Source organism: Streptomyces sp. NPDC005576, assembly GCF_042871745.1.
In the GTDB taxonomy this organism is placed as follows: Bacteria; Actinomycetota; Actinomycetes; order Streptomycetales; family Streptomycetaceae; genus Streptomyces.
The window spans coordinates 202,470-218,671 of sequence record NZ_JBIAJC010000007.1; the positions used below are offsets into that span (position 1 = coordinate 202,470).

The 16,202-nt window shown below is 72.8% G+C and carries 15 protein-coding genes; 5 read left to right on the forward strand and 10 right to left on the reverse strand.

All coding sequences use genetic code 11. The features are described 5' to 3' along the window. Positions 1–80 precede the first annotated feature (80 nt). On the forward strand, positions 81–752 hold the full coding sequence (locus tag ACFYPN_RS14520) for a lysophospholipid acyltransferase family protein (RefSeq protein WP_358765001.1): 672 nt from the start codon (positions 81–83) through the stop codon (positions 750–752). 127 nt (positions 753–879) lie between these two features. Next, a complete protein-coding gene (locus ACFYPN_RS14525) occupies positions 880–1,620 on the forward strand; it encodes a class I SAM-dependent methyltransferase (protein ID WP_358764999.1) in 741 nt (246 codons plus the stop codon). Positions 1,621–1,635: 15 nt separating this feature from the next. On the opposite strand, the gene ACFYPN_RS14530 is transcribed toward ACFYPN_RS14525, so the two are convergent. Then, positions 1,636–3,183 carry an MFS transporter gene (locus ACFYPN_RS14530; RefSeq protein ID WP_389298371.1) on the reverse strand — a complete coding sequence of 516 codons (1,548 nt, stop codon included), beginning with the start codon at positions 3,181–3,183 and terminating at the stop codon, positions 1,636–1,638. Positions 3,184–3,467: 284 nt separating this feature from the next. On the opposite strand from ACFYPN_RS14530, the gene ACFYPN_RS14535 reads away from it, so the two are divergent. Further along, positions 3,468–3,977 carry a hypothetical protein gene (locus ACFYPN_RS14535; protein ID WP_358758955.1) on the forward strand — a complete coding sequence of 170 codons (510 nt, stop codon included), beginning with the start codon at positions 3,468–3,470 and terminating at the stop codon, positions 3,975–3,977. 23 nt (positions 3,978–4,000) lie between these two features. Here ACFYPN_RS14535 and ACFYPN_RS14540 read toward each other — a convergent pair whose 3' ends face one another. The 5 genes from ACFYPN_RS14540 to ACFYPN_RS14560 all read right to left on the reverse strand — a co-directional run bounded on the left by ACFYPN_RS14540 (position 4,001) and on the right by ACFYPN_RS14560 (position 9,463). Beyond that, entirely contained in the window at positions 4,001–4,972 is a 972-nt protein-coding gene (locus ACFYPN_RS14540) for an aldo/keto reductase (RefSeq protein ID WP_358758957.1), read from the reverse strand. 152 nt (positions 4,973–5,124) lie between these two features. After that, positions 5,125–6,558, reverse strand: a complete 1,434-nt coding sequence (argH, locus tag ACFYPN_RS14545; RefSeq protein ID WP_358758959.1) for an argininosuccinate lyase — start codon at positions 6,556–6,558, stop codon at positions 5,125–5,127. A gap of 206 nt (positions 6,559–6,764) precedes the next feature. After that, entirely contained in the window at positions 6,765–7,976 is a 1,212-nt protein-coding gene (locus ACFYPN_RS14550; RefSeq protein WP_389298374.1) for an NAD(P)/FAD-dependent oxidoreductase, read from the reverse strand. Next, positions 7,973–8,167 (reverse strand): ferredoxin, encoded by a 195-nt coding sequence (locus tag ACFYPN_RS14555; RefSeq protein WP_358758963.1) that lies wholly within the window; start codon positions 8,165–8,167, stop codon positions 7,973–7,975. The genes ACFYPN_RS14550 and ACFYPN_RS14555 overlap by 4 nt, the downstream gene beginning before the upstream one ends. Positions 8,168–8,239: 72 nt before the next feature. Beyond that, positions 8,240–9,463 (reverse strand): cytochrome P450, encoded by a 1,224-nt coding sequence (locus ACFYPN_RS14560; protein ID WP_389298376.1) that lies wholly within the window; start codon positions 9,461–9,463, stop codon positions 8,240–8,242. A gap of 391 nt (positions 9,464–9,854) precedes the next feature. Here ACFYPN_RS14560 and ACFYPN_RS14565 point away from each other — a divergent pair, with 391 nt between their 5' ends. Further along, positions 9,855–11,258 (forward strand): HEAT repeat domain-containing protein, encoded by a 1,404-nt coding sequence (locus ACFYPN_RS14565; protein WP_389298378.1) that lies wholly within the window; start codon positions 9,855–9,857, stop codon positions 11,256–11,258. A 215-nt stretch (positions 11,259–11,473) separates the two neighbouring features. Further along, the gene (locus ACFYPN_RS14570; RefSeq protein ID WP_389298380.1) at positions 11,474–12,181 is read left to right on the forward strand and encodes a L,D-transpeptidase; all 708 of its coding nucleotides are present in this window, start codon (positions 11,474–11,476) and stop codon (positions 12,179–12,181) included. Positions 12,182–12,255: 74 nt separating this feature from the next. Here the strand turns inward: ACFYPN_RS14570 and ACFYPN_RS14575 are convergent, their stop codons facing one another. Genes ACFYPN_RS14575 through argJ form a run of 4 tightly spaced genes read right to left on the reverse strand, consistent with a single transcriptional unit; the run spans position 12,256 to position 16,145 of the window. Then, positions 12,256–12,792, reverse strand: a complete 537-nt coding sequence (locus ACFYPN_RS14575) for an arginine repressor (protein WP_389298382.1) — start codon at positions 12,790–12,792, stop codon at positions 12,256–12,258. A gap of 25 nt (positions 12,793–12,817) precedes the next feature. Then, positions 12,818–14,023 carry an acetylornithine transaminase gene (locus tag ACFYPN_RS14580; RefSeq protein WP_358758973.1) on the reverse strand — a complete coding sequence of 402 codons (1,206 nt, stop codon included), beginning with the start codon at positions 14,021–14,023 and terminating at the stop codon, positions 12,818–12,820. Further along, positions 14,020–14,994, reverse strand: a complete 975-nt coding sequence (gene argB, locus ACFYPN_RS14585; RefSeq protein ID WP_358758974.1) for an acetylglutamate kinase — start codon at positions 14,992–14,994, stop codon at positions 14,020–14,022. Before argB ends, ACFYPN_RS14580 begins: the two co-directional genes overlap by 4 nt. After that, the gene (argJ, locus tag ACFYPN_RS14590) at positions 14,991–16,145 is read right to left on the reverse strand and encodes a bifunctional glutamate N-acetyltransferase/amino-acid acetyltransferase ArgJ (protein WP_358758976.1); all 1,155 of its coding nucleotides are present in this window, start codon (positions 16,143–16,145) and stop codon (positions 14,991–14,993) included. Before argJ ends, argB begins: the two co-directional genes overlap by 4 nt. Positions 16,146–16,202 lie beyond the last annotated feature (57 nt).

The window sequence follows — 16,202 nt, forward strand, 5'->3', positions numbered from 1 at the left end:
TCGCCGCGAGTATCGTCCTCACCTGCACAGACCATCGCGTCACCGCCCCGGCCGGCCCGGCCACGACACCGGAGGAACCGTTGTCCCGACTCACGGTCATCAAGGCAGTGCTCGGCCCGATCCTGCGCCTGATGTTCCGCCCCCAGATCGAGGGCGCCGAGAACATCCCTGGAACCGGTCCGGTGATCCTCGCGGGCAACCACCTCACCTTCATCGACTCGATGATCATCCCGATCTGCTGCGACCGGCCGGTGTACTACATCGGCAAGGACGAGTACGTGACCGGCAAGGGCCTCAAGGGACGCATGATGGCCTGGTTCTTCACCGGCAGCGGCATGATCCCGGTGGACCGCGACGGCGGGCGGGGCGGAGTCGCCGCACTGATGACGGGCCGCCGGGTGCTGGACGAGGGTGGCGCCTTCGCCATCTACCCGGAGGGCACCCGCTCCCCCGACGGCCGGCTCTACCGGGGCCGTACGGGCATCGCCCGCCTCACCCTGATGACGGGCGCCCCGGTGATCCCCTTCGCGGTGATCGGCACGGACAAGCTCCAGCCGGGCGGCGCCGGGATCCCCCGGCCGGGGAAGGTGACGGTCCGCTTCGGCGAGCCGATGGAGTTCTCCCGGTACGAGGGCATGGACCGCGACCGCTACGTGCTGCGCGCGGTGACGGACTCGGTGATGTCCGAGGTCATGCGTCTCTCCGGCCAGGAGTACGTGGACATGTACGCGACGAAGGCGAAGGCCGCGTAACCAGCGGCACGGGGCATCCGGGCCCGCCCACCGACGGACGACCTGTCGGGAGGCGGGCCCTTCGCACGTCTGCCCGCGTTCGGAAAAACCGAGGCACGGCAGGAAGGCCAGGAGTACCGTGCCGGGCGTGACCGACAAGGAAGACTTCTTCGGAGAGCGGATCGCGGCGGCGTACGACGAGCGTTCGGACGACATGTTCGCGCCGGATCTGGTGGGCACGACCGCCGACTTCCTGGCGGAGCTCGCAGGCGGCGGCCGGGCACTCGAACTCGGCATCGGAACCGGGCGGATCGCGCTGCCCCTGGCGCGGCGCGGGGTCCCGGTGCACGGCATCGACCTGTCCCGGGCGATGGTGGAGCGGCTGCGCGCCAAGCCGGGCGGCGACTCGATCGGGGTGACGATCGGGGATTTCACCGGTACGAAGGTGGACGGCACCTTCACCCTCGCGTACCTGGTCTTCAACACGATCATGAACCTGACGACCCAGGCGGACCAGGTGGCCTGTTTCCGCAACGTCGCGGACCACCTCGCGCCGGGCGGCACCTTCGTGATCGAGGTGATGATCCCCGAGCTGCGCAAACTCCCCGCCGGGCAGCGGATCGTGCCCTTCCACACGAGTGCGACGCGCTGGGCGTACGACGACTACGACGTCGCCACCCAGTCGGTGAGCTCGAACTACGTGGACCTCGCCGACGGACGGGGCGAGTACCGCTCGATCCCCTTCCGCTACGTGTGGCCCGCCGAACTCGACCTGATGGCGCAGCTCGCGGGGATGCGGCTGCGGGAGCGCCACGAGGACTGGGACCGGTCCCCGTTCGGCAACGAGAGCGGGCGGCACGTCTCGGTGTGGGAGAAGCCCGTCGACTGACAGCCGGCCAGCGCTTCACGGGTGCTCGGCGCCCTCCTCCAGCCGCTGTCCGCGCAGCAGGAACCAGGCGGCCACCGCCGTCGCCAGCAGCACGGCGGCGCCGATCCCGGCGGCGGCCCGCAGCCCGTCGGTGAAGGCGGTCTGCGCGGCGGCGAGCAGCGGATCGGCCTGGGCAGCAGGCAGCGTTCCGGCCGCCTCCACGGCTCCGCCGAGCGACTCGTGGGCGGCGGCCGTGGTGTCCGGCGGGACTCCGGCCGGGGTGGGGAAGCCCTGGTAGACGCCGGTCACGATGGACCCGAGCAGGGCGATGCCGAGGGCGGCGCCGAGTTCGTACGCGGTCTCCGAAACGCCGGAGGCGGCACCGGCCTGCTCCTTGGGGACGCTGGAGAGGATCACGTCGGCGGTCACGGTGAAGGCGAATCCCGCGCCGACGCCGACGACGAGCATCACCGCGCCGATCGGCGGGTACGCGGTCTCCTGGCCGATCAGGGTGACCGCCGCCAGGGCCGCGCCGACGGCGGCGAGCCCGCCGGAGACGACGGCCCGCACCGAGAACCGGCGGGCCGCCCGGCCGGCCAGCAGGCCCGCCACCACCGATCCCGCGGCGGCGGGCAGCTCCGCGAGGCCGGCCTCCAGTGGGCCGCGGCCCTGGACCAGCTGGAGGAACTGGGAGAGGAAGAAGACGAGCCCGGAGAGGCCGAGAATGGTGAGCAGATCGGCGAGGACGGCGCCCGAGAATCCGCGGTGGTGGAAGAGGCGTACGTCGATCAGGGGCGCAGGAAGACGGAGTTGCCTGCGGACGAACCACACCAGCGCGGCGGTGCCGATGACGGCGGAGAGCACGACGCCCCACCCGAATCCGTGTGCGGCCGCCTCCTTGACCGCGTAGACGACCCCGATGACGCCGACGAGCGAGAGGGCGACGCCGGGCAGGTCCCAGGGGCCGGGGGCGGGGTCCTTCGATTCGGGGATGAGCCGGGCACCCACCACGACGAGTACGGCCATCACCGGCAGGTTGATGAGGAAGACCGAGCCCCACCAGAAGTGTTCGAGGAGGAATCCGCCGACCACGGGCCCGACCGCCGCGCCGGCCGAGGCCGCCGCGCCCCAGATACCGATGGCGAGGCTGCGCTCGCGGGGGTCGTGGAAGATGTTGCGGATCAGGGCCAGGGTGGAGGGCATCAGGGTGGCTCCCGCGACACCGAGCAGCGCGCGGGCCGCGATCATCGTCTCGGCGCTGTTGGCGTACGCGTTGAGGACGGAGATCGCCCCGAACGCGGTGGCGCCCGTCAGGAGGAGCTTCTTGCGGCCGACGCGGTCGCCGAGGCTGCCCATCGAGACGAGGAGCCCGGCGATCACGAAGGAGTAGACGTCGCCGATCCAGAGCAGCTGGGTGCCGGTCGGTTCGAGGTCCTCGGTGAGGTACGGGGTCGCGAGGCCGAGGACGGTGGCGTCCACCGCGACCAGCAGGACGGCGAGGACGAGGACCGTCAGCGCGATCCAGCGGCCCGGACGGTCGGCGTCGGCCTCTTCGGTGCCGGTCCCCCGGTCGGCTGTGCTCATCGCTCCACGCTCCGTCCCGCGCCGCCGCGCGGCAACCCGGCGGTCGGACGGATGGCCCTGCCGGACCCGACGGCCGTAGGGCCTGTAGGGGGTTGGCTCGCGGCGTCGCGGGGCTGGGCCCGCGCACTCGCGGCGCTGCCGGAGCGCCCTGGTAGCTCCGCTACCAGGGCGCTCCGGCGCCTGGCGATCGCACGCACCCAGCCCCCCCTCCTTCTTCCGCGCGACAACCCCCTACAGGCCCTGACTCGGTACCGCTCCGGGCCACCGGGCGGCAGCATGTGGTCATGGGTACCAAACCGCTGCTGCTGATCGACATCGACGGTCCGCTGAACCCGTACATGGCGCTCTCCCGGCGCCGTGCCCCGGAAGGGTACCGCCGCCACCGGATGCGCCCGACGGGGTGGGAGACCGGGCAGGCCCTGCCGGTGCTGCTCAATCCGGCGCACGGCCCGGCGCTGCTGGCGCTGGCCGGCCGGTACGAACTGGTCTGGGCCACCACCTGGAAGAACGAGGCCAACGTGTGGGTCGGCCCGCACCTGGGGCTGCCGGTGCTGCCCTTCGTCGACTGGCCGGTGGTGGGCGGGAGCGCGGGCGACGGGACCTTCTGGAAGACGCGGCACGTCGTGGCGTACGCGGCCGGGCGGCCGTTCGCCTGGATCGACGACGAGGTCCGCGAGCAGGACCGGGCGTGGGTGGCGGCCCACCACCCCGGCCCGGCGCTGCTCCGGCAGATCGATCCGGCCGTCGGCCTGGAGCGGCCGGACTTCGACGCGCTGGCCGACTGGGCGGCCTGAGGGACTCCTGGGCAGGCGGGCCGTCAGCTCCAGGGCAGCGCGGCCCGGTACCGCCAGTACGCCTCCGGGTCCTCCACGAGGGTGGCGAACCGGGCCCGTTCCTCCTCACCGAGGTCGAGCGTGACGGCGTGCAGGTTCCCGGAGAGCTGCAGAGCCGTGGCCGCACCGGAGAGGACGACACCGGCCCACGGCTGGTGGAGCACATGGGCGAGGGCCACCGCGTCGCTGCCGAGTTCCCGGTCCCGGGCGATCTCGCGGATCAGCGCCGGCGCCTGAGTACCGGCCAGCCGTCCGTTCGCCATGCCCTCCTTGACGATCACCGTGAGGCCGGCTCCGTGGGCCTCGGCGAGTGCCGGGCCCGCCGAGGTCTCCAGGGCGTTGAACGTCGCCTGGACGGTACGGAAGAGGGGTTCGCCGTCGACCGTGACCGCCAGGGCCGCCAGGATGGCGTCCTTCTGGCCGGGCCCGCTGGTGGAGAGGCCGATGGTGACGCCTTCGGCGGCCAGGTCGGCGAGCCGGGCGTGGAGTTCCTTGTCGGTGAGGGCGGGGCTGTCGGCGGTCACCGAGTGGATCTGGTAGAGGTCGAGCCGGTCGCCGAGCAGCGCGCGGGTCTCGGCGCGCTGGCGGTCGAAGGTGGCCACGCCGTGGTCCTTGACCTCGTGCGCCTCGGCCTCGACCGACCAGCCGGCGGTGTAGGTGTACCCCCATTTGCTGCCGACCACGACGTCGTCGAGGGCGGGGCGGGCGGTCAGCCACTCGGCGAGGAACGCCTCGGAGCGGCCGTACGAGCGGGCCACGTCGATGTAGCGGACGCCCTGCGCGTAGGCCGCGTCCAGGAGTTCGTGGGTGCGGTCGCGCAGGGCATCGGGGGTGCGGTCCTCGGGCAGGTCGAGGTCGCGGTGGAGATTGATGTAGCCGGGCCTGCCGACGGCGGCCAGGCCGAGCCCGATGTGGGCGGTCGAGGCGGTGGCCGCGGTCAGGCGGTCGAATGGCATCGCGGGCTCCTCGTGGATCCGGGGTCGTCTCTGCACCCTTCCCCGTCAACGTAGCCCGCGTCGCCGTGCGTACACCTCGGACCCGCCCGCCGACGACGCTGTCCAGACCGGGTGGACCCGGTCCGGACGGCGTGGTCCGGACGGCGTGGGCCCTACCGCCGGGCGGTCGCCCAGGCGTGCTGGACCGCGAGGTCCCGCTTGATCTCGGCGAGCTGGATCGCGACGGCGGACGGGGCCGTACCGCCGCGGCCGTCGCGCGAGGCGAGCGCGCCGGGCACGTTGAGGACGGTACGGACCTCGGGGGTGAGGTGCTCGGAGATCTTCGCGAACTGCTCGTCGGTCAGTTCGTCGAGCTCGATGCCCTGGTGCTCGCACTCCTTGACGCATTCGCCCGCGACCTCGTGCGCGACCCGGAACGGCACACCCTGCTTGACCAGCCACTCGGCGATGTCGGTGGCGAGCGAGAAGCCGGCCGGGGCCAGCTCCTCCATGCGCTCCCGGTTGACGGTGAGCGTGGCCATCATGCCGGTGAAGGCGGGGAGCAGGACCTCCAGCTGGTCGCAGGAGTCGAAGACGGGCTCCTTGTCCTCCTGGAGGTCGCGGTTGTACGCGAGCGGGAGCGCCTTGAGGGTCGCCATCAGGCCGGTCAGGTTGCCGATGAGCCGCCCCGACTTGCCGCGCGCCAGCTCGGCGATGTCCGGGTTCTTCTTCTGCGGCATGATCGAGGAGCCGGTGGAGAACGCGTCGTGCAGGGTGACGAAGGAGAACTCCTTCGTGTTCCAGATGATGATCTCCTCGGCGATCCGGGAGAGGTTGATCCCGGTCATCGCGGTGATGAACGCGAACTCGGCGACGAAGTCGCGCGAGGCCGTGCCGTCGATGGAGTTGGCGACGGAGCCGCCCTCGAAGCCGAGGTCCGCGGCGACCGCCTCCGGGTCGAGCCCGAGGGAGGAGCCGGCCAGCGCGCCGGAGCCGTACGGCGAGACCGCCGTCCGCTCGTCCCACTGGCGCAGCCGCTCGGCGTCCCGGGAGAGTGCCTGCACATGGGCCAGGACGTGGTGGGCGAAGAGCACCGGCTGGGCGTGCTGGAGATGGGTCCGGCCGGGCATGGCGACGTCCGGGTGGGCCTCGGCGAGGCCGACCAGCGCGTCCTGGAGGTCGGCGATCAGCCCGCCGATGATCCGGGCGTGGTCGCGCAGGTACATCCGGAAGAGCGTGGCGACCTGGTCGTTGCGGGACCGGCCGGCGCGGAGCTTGCCGCCGAGGTCCTTGCCGAGACGCTCCAGCAGGCCGCGCTCCAGCGCGGTGTGGACGTCCTCGTCGGCGATGGTCCCGGTGAACGAACCGTCCGCGACATCGGCTTCGAGCTGGTCGAGCCCGCCGGTCATGCGGGTGAGTTCGTCGTCGGTGAGCAGGCCCGCCTTGTTGAGGACACGCGCGTGGGCGCGGGAGCCGGCGATGTCGTACGGCGCCAGCCGCCAGTCGAAGTGGACGGAGGCGGACAGCTTGGCCAGCGCCTCGGCCGGTCCGTCGGCGAAACGGCCGCCCCAGAGGCGTACGTCGCTGTTGCCGTTGGCGTTGCTCACTGCGTGCTCCTCGAAGAACAAGGGGGTGGGTGTGCGACCGCCTCCCCGCCACGGAGGATCGGGGAGGCCGGTTCTGTACGCGTGGTGCAGGCGTGGCGCGCAGTCGGGCCGGGTCACGCCGGGCGGCGGTCTTCGCGGAGGAGGCCGGGAGATTCTCCACGGCACCCCCACCGTTGGCATAACTATGCAGTCCTCCGTATGTTTTGTCAAAGAAGGGCGGGGCGTGCCGCTTCCTGCCAGGGGGTGCGGGCGGCGATCGACGCCCGCCAGGAACGCAGGATCTTCGGGGGCGTGTCCACCGCCAGCACCCCGGAGAGGACGCTTCCGGTGCGGTAGGCGACGACGAAGCGGCCGTCCGTCATGTCGCCGTCGACGACGCGGGCCTCGTCGTGGTCGCGGAGGTGCCCGTATGCCTGGATTCTCAGCCCGTACTGGTCGGACCAGAAATAGGGAACGGGTGCGAAAGGTCCGGGGCGTCCGGGACCGAGGAGGTTGCGGGCCGCGGCCATGCCTTGCTCGGCGGCGTTGGTGCGGTGCTCGACGCGCATGCCGGTGCCGAACAGCGGGTTGTACCAACGGGCGACGTCCCCGGCGGCGTAGATGCCGGGGGCCGCGGCACAGTACGCGTCGCAGCCCACCCCGTCGGTGAGGTCCAGGCCGCTGCCGGCGAGCCACTCGGTGTTGGGCCGCGAGCCGATGGCTACCAGCACGTCGTCGGCCTCGGCCGCCGTTCCGTCGGACAGGTGCACCTCTGCGGCCCGCCCCGCTACCGTCCTGATCCCGGTGACCTTCGTGCCGGTCCTCAGATCCACGCCGTGCTCCCGGTGGATCCGGGCGAGGTGGGCGCCCACCTGCCGGCCCACGACGTGGGCGAGGGGGACGGCGGTGGGCTCGACGAGGGTGACGACGGCGCCGAGGGAACGGGCTGCGGCGGCCACTTCCGTACCGAGGAATCCGGCGCCCACCACGACCAGCCGGCCCCCCGCTGCCAGCCGGTCGCGCAGCGCCAGGGCGTCGTCCATGTCCCGCAGGACATGGACGCCCGGTGTGCCGCACTCCGGCAGGCGGCGGGGCCGGACCCCGGTGGCGACGACCAGGCCGTCGTAGGCGAGCCGGGCCCCGTCGGCGAGGGTGACCGTACGGGTGGCGGGGGACAGCGAGGAGGCGGCCACGCCGAGTCGCAGGTCCAGCCCGAGGGCGTCCAGGTCTTCCGGCCGGCGCAGCCGGAGGCGGTCGGTCTGCCAGTCTCCGGTGAGGATCCGCTTCGACAACGGCGGCCGGTCGTAGGGAGGGTGCACCTCCTCGCCCACCAGGGTGAGGGAGCCGTCGAACCCCTCGCGCCGCAGGGTTTCGACGGCCGACAGACCTGCCGCCGAGGCGCCGACCACCACGATGCGGCGCGGTGGCACCGCCGTCACTCCCCCTCCAGCCGGATCGCCGCGGCCGGGCAGACGGCCACGGCCTCCTTCACGTCCTCGTGATGCTCGGCCTCCGGCCGGTCGAGGAGGAGGTGGACGATGCCGTCGTCGTCCTGGTCGAAGACGGCCGGGGCCACCATGACGCACTGTCCGGACGCCACGCACCTGGGCCGGTCGACTGTGACGCGCATGCGTTTCTCGCTTCCGTTGTCGGTTCCGCGGTCTGTTCCGCGGTCTGTTCCGTCGTCGGTTCCGTTGCGCTGCTACCAGGTGACGGGCAGGTCGTAGACGCCGTAGATGACGCCGTCGTGCTTGAAGCGGAGCTGGTCGACCCCGGCGGCCAGGGCCAGGGTGGGGATGCGCCGGTACAGGGTGCTGTAGACGACCTGCAGTTCCACACGGGCCAACGGCTGGCCGAGGCACTGGTGCACGCCGAACCCGAAGGCGACGTGCCGGCGGGCGTCGCGGGTGACGTCGAGCCGGTCCGGGTCGGGGAAGACGTCGGGGTCGCGGTTGGCGATGTCCGTGGCGCAGATGACGCCGTCCCCGGCGCGGATGGTGACGCCGCCGATCTCGATGTCCTCCGACGCCACGCGCAGACGGCCGGAGTGGACGATGGTGAGGTAGCGCAGCAGTTCCTCCACCGTCGCGGCGACCCTCTTGGGGTGGTCGCTGTCGCGGAGCAGCGCGAGCTGGTCGGGGTGGCGCAGCAGGGCGACCGTGCCCAGCGCGATCATGTTCGCGGTGGCCTCATGGCCCGCCGCGAGCAGGAGCGCACCCATCTCGGCGGCCTCGCGCGAGGTCAGTTCACCCGTCGCCACCCGCCGGACGGCCAGATCGGAGAGGATGTCGTCCCCCGGCTCGGCCAGCTTGTCGGCCAGCAGTTCCTGCAGGTAGTCGACGAGCGCCTCCGACGCCGCGACCACCTCCTGCGGGTCGCCGTTGCGGCGGACCAGGATCTTGGTCTGCTTCTGGAAGAAGTCGTGCCTCTCGTAGGGCACCCCGAGCAGTTCGCAGATCACCAGGCTGGGCAGCGGCAGCGCGAACGCTTCGACGAGGTCCGCGGGCCCGGGGCCCGCGAGCATGCGGTCGAGCAGATCGTCGACGATTCTTTGGATCGCGGGCCGCATCACCTCCACCCTCTTGATCGCGAAGGGTGCTGTCACCATGCGGCGCAGACGGGCGTGCTCGGGGTCGTCCATGGTGATGAAGGTGTGACGGGTCAGGCTCCGGGCCCGCGACCCGGCATCCCGGTGGGGGTAGCCGGGGCGCTCGGGGGCGGCGCTGATGCGCGGGTCGCCGAGCAGGGCTCGCACCTGGTCGTAGCGGGTGATCAGCCAGGGGCTGCTGCCGTCCCAGAGGCTCACCCGGGAGGGTTCACCGCCCTGCTGTTCCCGCAGCGCGGGAGGGGGGTCGAACGGGCAGCCGGCCGCCCTGGCCATCGGGTACTCGGGGTGGGGGGTCGGCGTCGTCACGGTCTCGGTCATACCTGCCTCCTGGGCAGAAGGACGTCGGACACCATCTAGATGCCTGGGGCAACGATATGAGCGGAGATCGTCGCGCCAACAGCACCGTGAGGTTTCCCGTCGCTATCCGGCCACGCGCGAAGCAAGCGGAATGTCCGGCTCTGCGCGCAATACCGCAGGGGTCCGGCCGAGACGGGTGAGGGGCCCGGCGCGACGATGTCCGCCGCCCGATCGGCTGGATGCGCGGGTACCCCTCCCCCACGCGTCGCACCACCCTGACCCGTCGTACGCCTTCGGGCGGACCGGACCGCGCGCGCCTCGGACGCCCCGAGGTGGTGTCCGGCGGATCATGGCCGGGGTCGTGACACCCGGCCCGACCTCGATCCACCGGACACCATTTAGGCTGCGCTCCATGCGGAAGCCGCCCCACCCGTCCCCCACGCGCCCACTCGCGCCCCACGAGCGCCTGGTGCGGGGCAACCCGCCGGCCACCGCAGTGGACACGGCCGATCCCGAGGCCTGGATCGACCACGACCGGCGGGTTCGCGCGACGACCGCCCGAGGAGGCGCGAGTACCTCCCCGGGCTCCGGCACCGAGGGCCCGGGGGCCGAGGTCCTCGGGCCTGGGGACCGGGCGTTCGACCCGCAGTGGGACGAGGGCGCCCGGGACGTCACATGGACGGATTTCCCGCCGACCGAGCCGGAGACCGCCCTCGCCCTCTGCCACCACCGGTGGCGGGTGCGCGAGGCCGCGGTGCCGTTCGCCGCCGGGCGACCTGCCCTGCTCCCGCTGCTCCTCCTGCGGTGCGCGGACGGCCGGGCCCCCGTACGGGAACGGGCCCGCCGGACATTCGGCGTGGCCCTGGACGGGCCCGGGGCGGCGGAGCGCGCGGCCGCGCTCGTCCCGCTGGCCGTACAACTGGCGCTCCGCCCGCACGGTGGGCCGGGTCTCGCCCTGGTCCTCGCCGCCGCCCCCGCGCTCCCGTCCTCCCTGCCCGCGCGGCTGCTGGCGAGCCCCCGGCCGAGGGCACGGCTGCTCGGCGTCGGGCTCTGCCTGCACCGGGGGCTCCTGCCGCCCGCCCGGCTCACGGAGTTGATCCTGACGGCGGAGGACCCGGCGGTCCGCCGGCTCTGCACCGACGCGCTCCTCGCCCGGGTCAGCGCCGGAGATCCGCACCGTCTCCTCGATCCGTTGCTCATAGCGTCCTCCGCCGCGACCCGGTCCTCGGCGGTGACCGCGCTGCACCGGGCGGGCCGGGGGCCGGAGGCACTCGGCCACCTCGCCGATCCCTCGGCCCGGGTGCGTACCGCCGCCCGGCTGGTGGCGCGGCTGGAGGGCGCGGACCCGTGGGCGTCCTACCGGGAGCGGTGCGCGGACCCGGTCGCGCCCGCCCTCCCGCCGGGCGCGGTGTTCGGGCTGGCCGAATCCCGGGCACCGGACGCGGCCGGTCTGCTGCGGCCCCTGACCCGCCATCCGGAGGGCCGGGTCCGCGCGGCGGCGCTGGCCGGGCTGCGCATGCTGGACGCGGTCTCCATCGACGAGCTGATGGCCGCCATGGACGACCCCCATCCGCCGGTGGTGCGCACCGCCCGCAAGGCCCTGACCCCGTACGTGCTGCTCGTCCCGGAGGAGTGGCTGGCCGCACTGGTGAACCCCGCCCGCCCGACGCACGTCCGCCGGGCCGGGCTCCGTCTGCTCGGCGCGCACAGCCTCGGGCTCCGCAAGCGGGTGCTGGCGGGGATGGAGGAGGACCAGGACGCCGAGGTCGCCCACGAGGCGCAGCGCGCCCGGTACGAACCGCTGCCGCCCGCCTGAGCCAGGGGCGGAGCAGCGGGCGAGCGGCCGAGAAGCAGCGGACCGAGGGTTTCTGACGGCAGATGATCCGCACCGGGCATCGGCGGGCTGCGCCGGCCCTGCCGCTCCCGCTGCCGCCGGTGCCCGCCGCCCGGACGCGCGCCGGCCGACGCGCCCCTGAACCGTACGGCGCACCCCGGTGGAGCCGCTTCCCCTTCGCCCGTACGGTCCGGAGCATGCGCGGATCCTTGGTGGCCCTCTCCGTCCTGCTGGCTCTGGCCGGTTCCGTCTCAGCGGCGCCGCCCTCCGCGGCCGGCCGGCCGCTGCCCGAACGCCTGGCCGACACGGGCGGCGGCCGGCAGCTGATCGTCGCCGAGGCTCCGGACACCGGGTCCACCACCGGCACGGTCACCTGGTGGGAGCTGCGGCGGGGGCGGTGGGCCCGGGTGGGCACCGCGCCGGCCCGGTTCGGGGCGGCGGGGCTGGCGGAGGGCCGTACCCGGCGGCAGGGTACGAACACCACCCCGGCCGGCCTGTACGAGCTCCCCTTCGCCTTCGGCGTCCGGCCGGCTCCGGCCGGGACGGCTTACCCGTACCGCAGGGTGACGGACGGTTCGTGGTGGTGCCAGGACAACGGGGCGCGGGAGTACAACCGGTGGGTGGAGCCGCTGCCGTCGGACTGCCGGGCCGCGGAGGCCGAGCACCTGGTCACGTACCCCACCCAGTACGCCCGGGCGATGGTGATCGGCTTCAACTACGCGGAGCCGGTACGGGGCCGGGGCGCGGGCGTCTTCCTGCACGTCGACGGTGCCGGGGCGACCGCCGGCTGCGTCTCGGTGCCGGCGGAGGCGATGGACCGCGTCCTGGCCTGGGCCGACCCGGCGAAGCACCCGCACATCGCCATCGGCACCTCGGCCGGGAACCTGGCCGTCACCACGTACTGACGCCCACGACGCGCAGGAGCCCGGTCCGTCGGTGACGGACCGGGCTCGTGGGCGTACGGCGTACGGGGTACCCGTCAGCGTTCGTTCTGCGCCAGGCGCAGGAGGTGGTCGGCGAGCGCCTGACCGCCCTCCGCGTCGCGGCTGATGAGCATCAGCGTGTCGTCCCCGGCGATCGTGCCGAGGACGTCGTGGAGTTCGGCCTGGTCGATGGCCGAGGCGAGGAACTGGGCGGCGCCGGGAGGCGTGCGCAGCACGACGAGATTGGCCGAGGCCTCCGCGGAGATGAGCAGCTCCGAAGAGAGGCGCCGCATCCGCTCCTCCTTGGCGGAGCCGCCCAGCGGTGCCTGCGGGGTGCGGAATCCGCCCTCGCTCGGCACGGCGTAGATGAGCTCGCCACCGGTGTTGCGGATCTTGACCGCGCCCAGCTCGTCTAGGTCGCGGGAGAGCGTCGCCTGGGTGACGCTCAGCCCGTCGTCGGCGAGGAGTTTGGCCAGCTGGCTCTGCGAGCGCACCGGCTGCCGGTTCAGGATGTCCACGATCCGGCGGTGGCGTGCCGTGCGGGTCTGCGGCACGGCAGGGCCGCCGTGGTCATTGTCCTGCGCCTCGGTCATCGTCGTCGCCTCATTCTCCGGGTGGTCATGCTCCGGGTTCTCCGTCGCCCTCGCCCGGGTTCACCGTGTCCAGCGCGCCCCGCAGCACTGCCAGGAACGCGTCCACCTCCGCGTCGCCGATGATCAGTGGCGGCATCAGCCGTACGACATCGGGCGCGGGGGCGTTGATCAGGAGCCCCGCTTCCTGGGCCGCCTGCTGCACCTGCGGTGCGTGGGGCCCCGTGAGCACGATACCCAGCAGCAGGCCGGAGCCGCGGACGTGGGAGACGAGGGGGTGTCCGAACCCCTCGACCTCGTCGCGGATGCGTTCGCCGAGCCGCTTCACGTTGTCGAGGGCGCCGTCCGCCGCCAGGGTGTCCAGCACGGCGAGGCCCGCCGCGCAGGCGATCGGGTTGCCCCCGAAGGTGGTGCCGTGGTGCCCGGGCTTCAGCAGGTCGGCCGCGGCGCCGAAGGCGACGGTCGCACCGAGCGGCAGACCGCCGCCGATGCCCTTGGCGAGGGTGACGATGTCGGGTTCGACGTCCTCGTGGGCCTGGTACTCGAACCAGGTGCCGCACCGGCCGATCCCGGTCTGCACCTCGTCGAGGACGAGCAGCGTGCCGGTGGCCCGGGTGATCTCGCGGGCGGCGGAGAGGTAGCCCCTGGGCGGGACGACCACGCCGTTCTCGCCCTGGACCGGCTCGATGATCACGAGCGCGGTCTCCGTGGTGACGGCGGCCCGGAGTGCTTCCACGTCCCCGTACGGCACGTGCGTGACCTCGGCCGGCAGCGGCTGGAACGGGTCCCGCTTCTTCGGCTGTCCGGTGAGGGCCAGTGCGCCCATGGTCCGGCCGTGGAAGCCGCCGTCCGTGGCCACCATGCCGGTCCGGCCGGTGAGCCGGCCGATCTTGAAGGCGGCTTCGTTGGCCTCGGCGCCGGAGTTGGCGAAGTAGACCCGTCCGCTCCGGCCGAAGAGCTGGAGCAGCCGCTCGGCGAGCGCGATGGGCGGCTCGGCGATGAAGAGGTTGGAGACGTGTCCGAGGGAGGCGATCTGGGTGGAGACGGCCTCGACGATCGCGGGGTGGGCGTGGCCCAGCGCGTTCACCGCGATACCGCCGACGAAGTCGAGGTACTCCTTGCCGTCGGCGTCCCAGACGCGGGCGCCCTCGCCGCGGACCAGGGGGATCTGCGGGGTGCCGTAGTTGTCCATCAGCGCGTGGCTCCACCGCTGACCGAGTTCCGCGTTCGTCATGACTTCCCCTCCGCGCCGGTCACGGCGATGGTGTCCGTGTCGGGCACGACCATCGTGCCGACTCCTTCGTCGGTGAAGATCTCCAGCAGGATCGCGTGCTGGACCCGGCCGTCGATGACCCGGGCGGTCTCGACGCCGTTGCGGACCGCGTACAGGCAGCCCTGCATCTTCGGGACCATGCCGCTGGAGAGCTCGGGCAGGAGCTTCTCCAACTCGGTGGCGGTGATGCGGCTGATCACGTCGTCGCTGTTCGGCCAGTCCTCGTAGAGCCCCTCGACGTCGGTGAGGACCATCAGCGTCTCGGCGTCCAGCGCGGCGGCCAGGGCGGCGGCGGCGGTGTCGGCGTTGACGTTGTAGACGTGGTTGTCGTCGGCGGAGCGCGCGATCGAGGAGATGACCGGGATGCGGCCGTCCGCCAGCAGGGCCTCGATGGCCCCGGTGTCGATCTCGGTGATCTCGCCGACCCGGCCGATGTCGACGAGCTCGCCGTCGACGGTGGGCCGGTGCTGGACGGCGGTCATGGTCCGGGCGTCCTCGCCGGTCATGCCGACGGCGAGCGGTCCGTGCTGGTTGAGCAGGCCGACCAGCTCGCGCTGCACCTGCCCCGCCAGGACCATGCGGACGACGTCCATCGCCTCGGGCGTGGTGACCCGCAGTCCGGCCTTGAACTCGCTGACCAGGCCCTGCTTGTCGAGCTGGGCGTTGATCTGCGGCCCGCCGCCGTGCACGACGACGGGCTTGAGGCCTGCCTGCCGCAGGAACACCACGTCCTGGGCGAAGGCCGCCTTCAGCTCCTCGTCGATCATGGCGTTGCCGCCGAACTTGATGACGACGATCCGGCCGTTGTGCCGGGTCAGCCAGGGCAGCGCTTCGATGAGGATCTGCGCCTTCGGGAGGGCGGTGTGCTTACGGGCCGTGCTCTTCTCGGCGCTGCCACCGGTGCTGTTTCCGGTGCTCCCTGCCGTACTCATGAGCTGTACGCGCTGTTCTCGTGGACGTACTCCGCGGTGAGGTCGTTCGCCCAGATGACGGCCGACTCGGTGCCCGCGGAGAGGTCGGCGGTGATCTTGACCTCGCGGTAGCGCATGTCGACCAGGTCGCGGTCGTCGCCGACGCTGCCGTCTCTGCAGACCCAGACGTCGTTGATGGCGACGTTCAGCCGGTCGGGGTCGAAGGCGGCCCGGGTGGTGCCGATCGCGGAGAGCACGCGTCCCCAGTTGGGGTCCTCGCCGTGGATGGCGCACTTCAGGAGGTTGTTGCGGGCGATGGAGCGGCCCACCTCGACGGCGTCGTCCTCGGTCGCGGCGCCCACGACCTCGATCCGGATGTCCTTGGACGCGCCCTCGGCGTCGCCGATGAGCTGGCGGGCCAGGTCGGCGCAGACGGCCTGTACGGCCGCGGAGAACGCGTCCGGCTCCGGGGTGATGCCGCTGGCGCCGGAGGCGAGGAGCAGCACGGTGTCGTTGGTCGACATGCAGCCGTCCGAGTCGACCCGGTCGAAGGTGGTGCGGGTGGCGTCCCGCAGGGCGGCGTCGAGCGCGGGCGCGTCGACGTCGGCGTCGGTGGTGAGGACGACGAGCATGGTGGCCAGCCCGGGGGCGAGCATGCCCGCGCCCTTGGCCATGCCGCCGACGGCCCAGCCCTCGCCGCGGGCCACGGCGGTCTTGTGGACGGTGTCGGTGGTCTTGATGGCGATGGCGGCGTCGGTCCCGCCGTCCTCGCTGAGAGCTCCGGCGGCCTTTTCGACCCCGGCGAGCAGCTTCTCCATGGGGAGCAGCGTGCCGATGAGCCCGGTGGAGCAGACGGCGATCTCGCCGGCACTGTGGCCTTCGAGGACCTCGGCCGCCTTCTCGGCGGTGGCGTGCGTGTCCTGGAAGCCCTTGGGTCCCGTACAGGCGTTGGCGCCGCCGGAGTTGAGGACGACCGCGGAGACCTCGCCGCCCTTGAGGACCTGCTGGGACCAGAGGACGGGTGCGGCCTTGACGCGGTTGGAGGTGAAGACTCCCGCGGCGGCGCGGCGGGGCCCGAGGTTGACCACGAGGGCCAGGTCCGGGTTGCCGCTCTCCTTGATCCCGGCGGCAATGCCCGCCGCCGAGAATCCCTGTGCTGCCGTGACGCTCACTGCATCTCCTCGTTCGCTTCTCCGCCCGCGCGGTGCGGCGCTGCGGCGGTTTCCGTG

Coding starts and splice junctions, on each gene's coding strand:
- ACFYPN_RS14540 (WP_358758957.1), bottom strand. CDS start 4,972: ATGCCATTCGACCGCCTGACCGCGGCCACCGCCTCGACCGCCCACATC.
- ACFYPN_RS14570 (WP_389298380.1), top strand. CDS start 11,474: ATGCGCGGATCCTTGGTGGCCCTCTCCGTCCTGCTGGCTCTGGCCGGT.
- ACFYPN_RS14555 (WP_358758963.1), bottom strand. CDS start 8,167: ATGCGCGTCACAGTCGACCGGCCCAGGTGCGTGGCGTCCGGACAGTGC.
- argB (WP_358758974.1), bottom strand. CDS start 14,994: ATGAGTACGGCAGGGAGCACCGGAAACAGCACCGGTGGCAGCGCCGAG.
- ACFYPN_RS14560 (WP_389298376.1), bottom strand. CDS start 9,463: ATGACCGAGACCGTGACGACGCCGACCCCCCACCCCGAGTACCCGATG.
- ACFYPN_RS14535 (WP_358758955.1), top strand. CDS start 3,468: ATGGGTACCAAACCGCTGCTGCTGATCGACATCGACGGTCCGCTGAAC.
- ACFYPN_RS14565 (WP_389298378.1), top strand. CDS start 9,855: ATGCGGAAGCCGCCCCACCCGTCCCCCACGCGCCCACTCGCGCCCCAC.
- ACFYPN_RS14575 (WP_389298382.1), bottom strand. CDS start 12,792: ATGACCGAGGCGCAGGACAATGACCACGGCGGCCCTGCCGTGCCGCAG.
- ACFYPN_RS14580 (WP_358758973.1), bottom strand. CDS start 14,023: ATGACGAACGCGGAACTCGGTCAGCGGTGGAGCCACGCGCTGATGGAC.
- ACFYPN_RS14530 (WP_389298371.1), bottom strand. CDS start 3,183: ATGAGCACAGCCGACCGGGGGACCGGCACCGAAGAGGCCGACGCCGAC.